Raw genomic sequence first — 9,219 nt, forward strand, 5'->3', positions numbered from 1 at the left:
CTCAGTGCGCCTGCATCTTCGAAAACAGGTTCAGCACGACGACGCCCGCGATGATCAGGCCGAGGCCGATCACGGCCGGCAGGTCCGGCACCTGGCGATAGAGCAGCATCGCGACGAGCGTGATCAGCACGATGCCGGCACCCGACCAGACGGCATAGATGATGCCGACGGGCATCGTGCGCAACGTGAGCGACAGGCAGTAAAACGCGATGCCGTAGCCGGCGACGACGAGCGCCGACGGCCAGAAGCGCGTGAAGCCGTCCGCCGCGCGCAGCGCGGACGTGCCGACCACTTCCGCGACGATCGCGATCGCGAGCCATGCGTAACCGGGAAGCTGCATCGCTCAGCTCCTTGCGAGGGCCAGCACGGCGTAGTCGTGGCCGAGCTCGGCACACAGCACCTCGACGACGAATTCGTGATCCCCGCGCTGCGGCAGCCCGGACGCGGTGATCGAGCCGATCACGCCGGCGCCGGCGACGGTCAGCGGAAACGAACCCCCGTGCGCCGAATATTCGGCGATCGGCAGCCCGTGCTTGTCCGCCAGCGTCGCGCCCGCCTGCTGCATGCGCAGGCCGATGGCGTACGAGCTGCGGCGGAAATGCGCGACGACGTTGCGCTTGCGGCGCACCCAGTCGGCGTTGTCGGGCGTCGCGCCGGCGAGCGCCGCGTAGAACAGCGGCTGGCCGAACGTGACGATGTCGAGCGCGACCGCATGGCCGCGAGACGCCGCGAGCGCATGCATCCGGTTGCCGAGCGCCCACGCACGGGCCGGGTCGAAATGGGGAAACACGAGCGCCTGTTCCTGCGCGCCGATCGATTGCAGATCGTGAGCGATGTCCATGAATCCGTCGATGCAGTAATGAGAGTTGCAACGGCGCCGATGCGATCGCGCGCGGCGTCGCTGGCGAAGAGGCGAAACAAACCGTTCGATTCTAGCGCACGCGCCCGACGTACCGTCCCTACAAGACACGACACGCGATTGTCAGAAAGTGCTTGCACCCGTTCGGGTAACTCCTTATAATTCATTTCTTCGACGGACGCGGGGTGGAGCAGTCTGGCAGCTCGTCGGGCTCATAACCCGAAGGTCGTAGGTTCAAATCCTACCCCCGCAACCAACGTCCAGATTCATGCAAAAAGCCCGGCTCCGTGCCGGGCTTTTTGTTTTCCCGTCTCATTTCCCGCCCCTCTTCGCGCATCCGCACCTTCCGCTTCGCGCGACACGCGGCCGGCATGCGCAGGCGTTCAAGAATGCCGCGACCCGGTGATACACTCGCATCACCTCGTCCCTTCCACTCGACATGAAATTCTGCTCCGTCTGCGGTCACGAAGTCATCGCGCGCATTCCTCCGGGCGACAACCGCGAGCGCTTCGTCTGCGATCACTGCGGCACGATCCACTACCAGAATCCGCGCAACGTCGTCGGAACGGTCCCGGTCTGGGGCGATCAGATCCTGCTGTGCCGCCGCGCGATCGAACCGCGCTACGGGTTCTGGACGCTGCCCGCGGGCTTCATGGAAATGGGCGAGACGACGGCCGAAGCCGCCGCGCGCGAAACGCTCGAGGAAGCCGGTGCGCGCGTCGAGGTGCAGAACCTGTTCACGCTGCTCAACGTGCCGCACGTGCACCAGGTCCACCTGTTCTACCTCGCGCGGCTCACCGATCCGGGATTCGAAGCCGGCGAGGAAAGCCTCGAAGTGAAGCTGTTCGACGAAGCCGACATCCCGTGGGACGAAATCGCGTTCCCGACCGTCAGCCAGACCCTGCGATTCTTCTTCGCCGATCGCGCCGCCGGCGACTACGGCGTGCACACCGGCGATATCTTCCGCTCGCTGCGCAACGGCTGAGCCCTCGCCCCATGGTCCCCTGGCTCGGCCCGGACGATCCGTTTCCGCCCATCGAACGCGCGCTCGGCCCCGCGACCGGCGCGCCGGGGCTGCTCGCCGCGAGCGCCGACCTGCTGCCGTCGCGCCTCATCGACGCATACCTGCGCGGCATCTTCCCGTGGTATTCGGACGGCCAGCCCGTGCTGTGGTGGAGCCCTGACCCGCGCATGATCCTCGTGCCGGCCGAGTTCAAGGTGTCGCCTTCGCTGCGCAAGACGCTGAAGCGCGTGCTGCGCGAACCCGAATGGGAAGTGCGCGTCGACCACGACTTTCCGGGCGTGATGCGCGCCTGCGCGCAGGCGCCGCGCCGCGGGCAGCGCGGCACGTGGATCACGGCCGAGATCATCGATGCATACACGTCGCTCTACCGGTCCGGCAACGCGCACAGCATCGAGACCTGGCACGACGGGCGACGCGTCGGCGGCCTGTACGGCGTGTCGTTCGGGCGGATGTTTTTCGGCGAGTCGATGTATGCGGACGCGACCGACGCATCGAAAATCGCGCTGGCCACGCTCGTCGCGCACCTTCGCGAGCAGGGGCTGGAAATGATAGACTGCCAGCAGAATACGTCGCATCTAGCGTCGCTCGGCGGCCGCGAGATCGCACGCAAGGCCTTTGTCGCTCACGTGCGCAGCGCGGTAGCCGAACCGCCGATTCCGTGGCAGTTCGACAAGCGCGTGCTCGCCGCGCTGACGGGCCGCGCCGAAACGGCGCCTCCCTCCGGAATCGAGCGCTAGCGCGGCACTCCCTCCCTGCAACGAGAGCTGCCCATGACTCATCCGACTGAGCTGCCGCTTTCACCGCTTTCGGCGCTGCAATTCTATGCAACGGCGCCCTATCCGTGCAGCTATCTGGACGGCCGCGTCGCGCGCTCGCAAGTCGCGACGCCGAGCCACCTGATCAATTCCGACATCTATACCGAGCTCGTGAAGGCCGGCTTCCGGCGTTCGGGCGTCTTCACATACCGCCCGTACTGCGACGGCTGCCGTGCCTGCGTGCCGGTGCGCGTCCCCGTCGACGCGTTCGCGCCGTCGCGTACGCAGCGCCGGATGTGGAAGCGGCACCGCACGCTCGTCGCGACGGTTTCGCCGCTGCACTACGACGAAGAGCACTACGCGCTCTACATGCGCTACCAGTCCGCACGCCACGCGGGCGGCGGCATGGATCGCGACAGCCGCGACCAGTACGAGCAATTCCTGCTGCAGAGCCGGATCAATTCGCGCCTCGTCGAATTCCGCGACCTCGACACACCGGGCGGCGAGCCCGGCAGGCTGCGCATGGTCAGCATGATCGACATCCTCGGCGACGGACTGTCGTCCGTTTACACGTTCTTCGAGCCCGACGACCAGCACACGAGTTACGGCACCTACAACATCCTGTGGCAGATCGAGCAGGCCAGGAGCCTCGGCCTGCCCTACGTGTATCTCGGATACTGGATCCGCGAGAGCCCGAAGATGGCCTACAAGGCGAACTTCCACCCGCTCGAAGGGCTGATCGACGGCCGCTGGAAGATACTCGATCCGGATCGGATCGACCTGCCGCCCGTCGACGCGGCACTGGCCCGCGCGCCATTGCCGGGCGGACATTCCGGCTCGGGCTGACGCGCGCTGCAGGGGCGAGGACGCGAAGCGCGCCCCTGCCGCTCAACTCCCGGTAAAATAGCGGGTTGTCATCCATTCCGGCTGTCCGCCCTATTCCCGTGTTCAGTTCCCTTTATCCGCTGGCCCGCGCATCCCTGTTCAAGATGGATGCGGAAGACGCTCACCACCTCACGCTGCGCGCGCTCGGCGCGGCCGGCCGCACGGGCCTTGCCTGCGCGCTGTCGGCCCGCGTGCCCGACGCGCCGCGCACCGTGATGGGGCTCACGTTCCGCAACCCGGTCGGCCTCGCGGCAGGCCTCGACAAGGACGGCGCGGCCATCGACGGCCTTGCGGCACTCGGCTTCGGCTTCATCGAGGTCGGTACGGTCACGCCGCGCCCGCAGCCCGGCAACCCGCGCCCGCGGATGTTCCGCCTGCCGCAGGCCGAGGCACTGATCAACCGGATGGGCTTCAACAATCACGGTGTCGACCAGTTCGTGAAGAACGTCCAGGCTGCCCGCTATCGGGGCATCCTCGGCCTGAACATCGGCAAGAACGCCGATACGCCGATCGAGCGCGCCGCAGAGGATTACCTGTACTGCCTCGAGCGCGTGTACCCGTTCGCGAGCTACGTAACGATCAACATCTCGTCGCCGAACACGAAGAACCTGCGCCAGCTGCAGGGCGCGGGCGAGCTCGACGCGCTGCTCGCGGCGCTGAAGGACAAGCAGCAGCGCCTCGCCGACCTGCACGGCAAGCTCGTGCCGCTCGCGCTGAAGATCGCCCCCGATCTCGACGACGAACAGGTCAAGGAAATCGGCGACACGTTGCTGCGCCACAAGATCGAGGCGGTCATCGCCACCAACACGACGCTGTCGCGCGCGGCCGTCCAGGGCCTGCCGCATGCGGACGAAGCCGGCGGCCTGTCGGGCCGCCCCGTGTTCGACGCGTCGAACGAAGTGATCCGCAAGCTGCACGCCGAAGTCGGCAGCGAAGTGCCCATCATCGGCGTCGGCGGCATTTTCTCGGGCGAGGACGCCCGTGCGAAGCTCGCGGCCGGCGCAGCGCTCGTGCAGCTCTATACCGGCTTCATCTACCGCGGCCCCGCGCTCGTCGCGGAATGCGTGAAGGCCGTCGCCCGCGAACGCACCGCGTAATATAGGCATAAACAAACGGTATTTAGAGGCCGATTGCATTTTTGCTATCATCGGCCCTCGTTACCAGAATCAATGACCCGGACAGGGCAAGGAAACACACGATGAAGATTGCGCTGCTGAAGAAGCTGCTGGTTGCCGGCCTGGTCGGCACGTCGCTCGCTGCCGCCACCGCGCATGCGGCCGACCTCCTCGACCAGGTGAAACAACGCGGCACGCTGCGGGTCGGCCTCGAAGGCACGTTCCCGCCGTTCAACTCGAAGAACCCGCAAGGCGAACTCGTCGGCTTCGACGTCGACATCGCGAAAGCCGTGGCCGCGAAGCTCGGCGTGAAGGCGGAATTCGTGACGACCGAATGGAGCGGCATCATTGCGGGTCTGCAGGCCGGCAAGTTCGACGTGATCTCCAACCAGGTCGGCATCACCGACAAGCGCAAGGAAACGCTCGACTTCTCGCCGCCTTACACGTTTTCGTCCGCGCAGCTGATCCAGCGCAAGGACGATACGCGCGAGTTCAAGTCGCTGGATGACCTGAAGGGCAAGAAGCTCGGCGTCGCGCTCGGCACGAACTACATGGACATGGCGAAGTCGGTGCCCGGCATCGACGTGAAGACGTACCCGGGCGCGCCCGAGTACCTGCGCGATCTCGCGGCCGGCCGACTCGACGCCGCGCTCAACGACCGCCTGATGCTCGCGTACCTGACGAAGAATTCGCAACTGCCGCTGCGCCCGGGCGCGAACGTCGGCTCGGCGAACCCGTCGGGCATCCCGTTCAAGAAGGGCAACCCGAAGTTCCAGAAGGCGATCGACGACGCGATGGCGCAACTTGAGGCCGACGGCACGTTCACGAAGATCTCCGACAAATGGTTCGGCATCGACGTGACGAAACCGATCAAGTAAGCACGCCTGCATTTCCCGCCGGACGGCGGGCCGGAAAGGGCGGCATCCGTAACGATGCCGCCCTTTGTTTTGTTCGTCCGGTTTATGATTGCGCTTTCGCGCACGCATTCGATTCGTATTCCATGTCGACAACGTCCCTGCTCGTCCAATCGCTGCCGGTGCTCGCCCAGGGTGCCGTGCTGACCGTCAAGTTCGCCGTGCTGTCGATGGTGTTCGGCCTGCTTGGCGCCGTCGTGCTCGCGATGATGGGCATCCGGCAAAGCGAAGCGCTCGACGGCTTCGAACGCATCTGGGTCAACGCGCTCGCGTGGCTGGCACGCGCGTACGTGAGCCTGATGCGCGGCACGCCGCTGCTCGTGCAGATCTTCGTCATCTATTACGGGCTGCCGAGCCTCGGCATCTCGCTCGACCCGACGCCCGCCGGCGTCATCGCGCTGTCCGCGAACGTCGCGGCGTACATGTCGGAAAGCATGCGCGGCGCGATCAACGGGATCGCGCGCGGCCAATGGCTCGCCGCGTACAGCCTCGGGCTGTCGTGGGGGCAAACGCTGCGCTACGTGATCGGTCCGCAGGCGCTGCGCATCGCGGTGCCGAGCCTGTCGAACAGCCTGATCAGCCTGATCAAGGACACGTCGCTCGTGTCCGTGATCACCGTGACCGAACTGCTGCGCAGTGCGCAGGAAGTGATCGCGGCGACCTATCAGCCGCTGCCGCTTTATCTCGCCGCCGCGGCCGTGTACTGGATCCTGTGCCAGGTCCTCGAATGGGTGCAGCGCTGGTACGAAAAACGCCTGTCGCTGCCGACGCGGCACTGAGCACCGGCCGTTCGCCGGGCCGCCCGCGCGCGCCCGGCGCCTTCCTTCCCGCTTACTCGCCCGAATAGCGCACGCCGAGCGCCGCTCGCGCGGCATCGGTCATCGCGATCATCTGCCGCGAATGGTCGTGCGTCATGATCGGGCTTTCGGTCTTGCCCGCGCGCAGCAGGTCGCAGAAGTGCGCGGTCTCGTAGTTCAATCCGCCGCCTTCAGCCGGTGCGTCGAGTTCGACGGTGCGCCCGTCCGCATAGCTGATCGTCGCGCGCACCGGGTTCCACCACTTCTCGTGAATCGTCACATGGCCGCCGGCTGCGGCGATCAGCGCGTCGCCCCGCCCCATCACGTCGAGCCCGCAAAAAAGTTGTGCGATCCCGCCATGCGCATGCACGCTGTTCAGGCTCGCGAACAGGTCGACACCCGTCGCGCCGACGCGGCCGAGCGTCTGTACGTCGAGCGCCGCACCGAGCCAGTCGACCGCGAGAAAGGTCTCGTAGATCCCGATATCGAGCAGCGCACCGCCCGCGCGATCGAGGCGATAGACGGAATGGTCGCCGGGTACCGACGATGACGCGCACCCTGCCCGTACGAGCCGGATCTCGCCGATCGGATCGTCCTGCAGGTGCGCGCGCAACTGACGGTACAGCGGGAAGAACGGCGGCTTCATCGCCTCCATGAAAAGCCGCCCGGCGTCGCGTGCCGCTTGCAGCACGGTGTCGAGCTGCGCCGCGTTCAGCGTCGCGGGTTTTTCGCACAGCACGGCCTTGCCGGCGGCAAGCGCGGCCAGCGTGTACTGCGCGTGACTGTCATGGAGCGTCGCGATGTAGACCGCGTCGATATCGCTCGCGAGGAGTGCTTCGAGGCTGGCGGCAGGCGAACCGCCGTGCGCGCCGCAAAAGGCTGCCGCGGCGTCCGCGCGGCGGGCCCAGGCACCGGCGAGCGTGGCGCCCGGCACATGTGCGAGGCTTTGCGCGAAGCGGCGCGCAATGCTGCCTGCGCCGATGATGCCGAAGCGCACCGGGCGATGGTCGTTGTCGTTCATCCTGATCTTCCGTGTCGGTCGTATGACGGTGGCCGGCACGCTGCCGGCCGGACGTCATGATAAACGGCCCGGCGGCACACGGATGAGCGAAACGCGCCGCGTCAGGCACGCATGGGCACGTCGACGGAGAAATCGCGCGAGATCTCGTCGGCGCTGAAATCGATCAGCGCGAGCGAAGCGGCTTCGGCTTCGCGCGGGTCGCGCCGCTCGATTGCGTCGACCACACGCGCATGCGCCTTCACCACGACGTCGTGCGCGCCCTCCTTCTGCACGACACGCGGATTCACGAGGCGCACCGCGCCGCGTACGATCGCCGCCATCTGCTGGAAGAACTGGTTACCGCTCGCCTGGACGATCCGCGTGTGCAGCAACTCGTCCGCCGTGTCATAGCCGGGGTCGCCCGGCTGCAGCACCTTGAACGCATCGAACGCTTCACGGATGCCCGCGATGTCCGCCGCCGTTGCGCGCACCGCCGCCTGCGCGGTCGCGCGCGGTTCGATCAGCATCCGGAATTCGATGACGTCGCGCATGAACTGCGGATCGGGTTTCGCCCGGAAGCGCCAGCTCACCACGTCTTCGTCGATCATGCGCCAGTCGCGCATCGGACGCACGCGCGTGCCGACTTTCGGACGCACGTCGAGCATGTCGCGCGCAAGCAACATCGACAACGCTTCCCGCATCACGGTGCGACTCACATCGAACTCTTTCGACAGCACGTCCTGCGGCGGCAAGATCCCGCCGTACTTGTCTTCGACGATACCCGAGACAAGCCCATCCATCACTTTGGCGACCAGTGACCGGTCTTTGCCCTGCTCCATGACACCTCCCCGTGCGTCGATTTGCGAACACCTGCTCCGCAGTTCCGCCGGCCCTGGTTACGACTGTTCTTATGATCTATAAGTTGATGAGTTCGAGGACATTTCGCTATCTGGTAAACACCTGACAGGGTTATCCCTCTTTTTGACGGGGTGATTTATACGGCTAAAAATAAGGCCCGGGAAGCGCATTGCGCCTACCGGGCCTCGAATTCCACAAGATTTAAACATTCAGTTCATTACGGTACACGGCATACCGTTACGGACTGCTTTCCATATCTTTCAATTAGCCGAATAAACGATCGTTTCAACGCCGTTTTCCGTGCCGAGCAAGCACAGATTCGCGCCGCGCTCGGCGAACAGGCCGACCGTCACGACGCCCGGCCATGCGTTCACCTGCGCTTCGAAGCCGCGCGGGTCGGCGATCTGCAGCCCCTTCACGTCGATGATCTCGTTACCGTTGTCGGTGATGTACGGCGCACCGTCCTTCGTCACGCGCAGCACGGGGACGCCGCCGAGTGCGGTCACGCGCCGGCCGATCGCCGTGCGTGCCATCGGCACGACTTCGATCGGCAGCGGGAATGCGCCGAGCACCGGCACGCGCTTGCTGGCGTCAGCGATGCAGACGAACGTGTCGGCCACCGATGCGACGATCTTCTCGCGCGTGAGCGCACCGCCGCCGCCCTTGATCATCGCGCCGCCCGCGTCGATCTCGTCGGCGCCATCGACGTACACCTGCAGCGAGTCGACCTCGTTCAGGTCGAACACCTTGATGCCGTGCGATTTCAGGCGTTCGGTCGTGGCGACGGAGCTCGACACGGCGCCGCGATAGCGCGCCTTGACGACGGCGAGCGCGTCGATGAAGCAGTTGGCGGTCGAGCCGGTGCCGACGCCGATCACGGCACCTTCCGGCACGTTCTGGATCACGTAGTCGGCGGCGGCCTGGCCGACGAGGCGTTTGAGTTCGTCTTGAGTCATGGAGTGGTAAAGCTGCGGGATTGCGGAAAACCGCCAGTTTACCGGAGTCGGATGAC

At 65.9% G+C, this 9,219-nt stretch carries 11 protein-coding genes and 1 tRNA gene; 7 read left to right on the forward strand and 5 right to left on the reverse strand.

Annotated features, from left to right (window positions below):
• Position 1 precedes the first annotated feature (1 nt).
• Together FOZ70_RS08670 and FOZ70_RS08675 are read right to left on the reverse strand one after the other, a co-directional pair.
• Positions 2-340 carry a multidrug efflux SMR transporter gene (locus tag FOZ70_RS08670; RefSeq protein ID WP_021161565.1) on the reverse strand — a complete coding sequence of 113 codons (339 nt, stop codon included), beginning with the start codon at positions 338-340 and terminating at the stop codon, positions 2-4.
• Between the two features lie 3 nt (positions 341-343).
• Entirely contained in the window at positions 344-841 is a 498-nt protein-coding gene (locus tag FOZ70_RS08675) for a heme-degrading domain-containing protein (RefSeq protein WP_111997536.1), read from the reverse strand.
• 197 nt (positions 842-1,038) lie between these two features.
• Between FOZ70_RS08675 and FOZ70_RS08680 the strand changes: the two genes are divergently transcribed.
• The 7 genes from FOZ70_RS08680 (at position 1,039) to FOZ70_RS08710 (ending at position 6,331) form a co-directional block, all read left to right on the forward strand.
• Positions 1,039-1,115, forward strand: a tRNA-Met gene (locus tag FOZ70_RS08680).
• Between the two features lie 183 nt (positions 1,116-1,298).
• Positions 1,299-1,844, forward strand: coding sequence for an NUDIX hydrolase (locus FOZ70_RS08685; RefSeq protein ID WP_021161562.1), 546 nt, complete (start codon positions 1,299-1,301; stop codon positions 1,842-1,844).
• A gap of 11 nt (positions 1,845-1,855) precedes the next feature.
• Positions 1,856-2,620, forward strand: a complete 765-nt coding sequence (aat, locus tag FOZ70_RS08690) for a leucyl/phenylalanyl-tRNA--protein transferase (RefSeq protein WP_021161561.1) — start codon at positions 1,856-1,858, stop codon at positions 2,618-2,620.
• A gap of 33 nt (positions 2,621-2,653) precedes the next feature.
• Positions 2,654-3,484 carry an arginyltransferase gene (locus FOZ70_RS08695; protein ID WP_048020690.1) on the forward strand — a complete coding sequence of 277 codons (831 nt, stop codon included), beginning with the start codon at positions 2,654-2,656 and terminating at the stop codon, positions 3,482-3,484.
• A 98-nt stretch (positions 3,485-3,582) separates the two neighbouring features.
• The gene (locus FOZ70_RS08700; protein WP_021161559.1) at positions 3,583-4,620 is read left to right on the forward strand and encodes a quinone-dependent dihydroorotate dehydrogenase; all 1,038 of its coding nucleotides are present in this window, start codon (positions 3,583-3,585) and stop codon (positions 4,618-4,620) included.
• Positions 4,621-4,721: 101 nt separating this feature from the next.
• Entirely contained in the window at positions 4,722-5,516 is a 795-nt protein-coding gene (locus tag FOZ70_RS08705) for a cystine ABC transporter substrate-binding protein (RefSeq protein WP_021161558.1), read from the forward strand.
• A 122-nt stretch (positions 5,517-5,638) separates the two neighbouring features.
• Entirely contained in the window at positions 5,639-6,331 is a 693-nt protein-coding gene (locus tag FOZ70_RS08710; protein WP_039358850.1) for an amino acid ABC transporter permease, read from the forward strand.
• Between the two features lie 52 nt (positions 6,332-6,383).
• Here FOZ70_RS08710 and FOZ70_RS08715 read toward each other — a convergent pair whose 3' ends face one another.
• The 3 genes from FOZ70_RS08715 to rpiA form a co-directional block, all read right to left on the reverse strand.
• Positions 6,384-7,370 carry a Gfo/Idh/MocA family oxidoreductase gene (locus FOZ70_RS08715; protein ID WP_059484520.1) on the reverse strand — a complete coding sequence of 329 codons (987 nt, stop codon included), beginning with the start codon at positions 7,368-7,370 and terminating at the stop codon, positions 6,384-6,386.
• Between the two features lie 101 nt (positions 7,371-7,471).
• Positions 7,472-8,188: an FCD domain-containing protein gene (locus FOZ70_RS08720; RefSeq protein WP_021161556.1), complete on the reverse strand. Its 717-nt coding sequence runs from the start codon at positions 8,186-8,188 to the stop codon at positions 7,472-7,474.
• Positions 8,189-8,467: 279 nt separating this feature from the next.
• Positions 8,468-9,163 (reverse strand): ribose-5-phosphate isomerase RpiA, encoded by a 696-nt coding sequence (gene rpiA / locus FOZ70_RS08725; protein ID WP_027787641.1) that lies wholly within the window; start codon positions 9,161-9,163, stop codon positions 8,468-8,470.
• Positions 9,164-9,219: the final 56 nt, after the last annotated feature.

The sequence above is a fragment of the Burkholderia sp. COPS genome, assembly GCF_019425585.1.
Classification (GTDB): domain Bacteria; phylum Pseudomonadota; class Gammaproteobacteria; order Burkholderiales; family Burkholderiaceae; genus Burkholderia; species Burkholderia cepacia.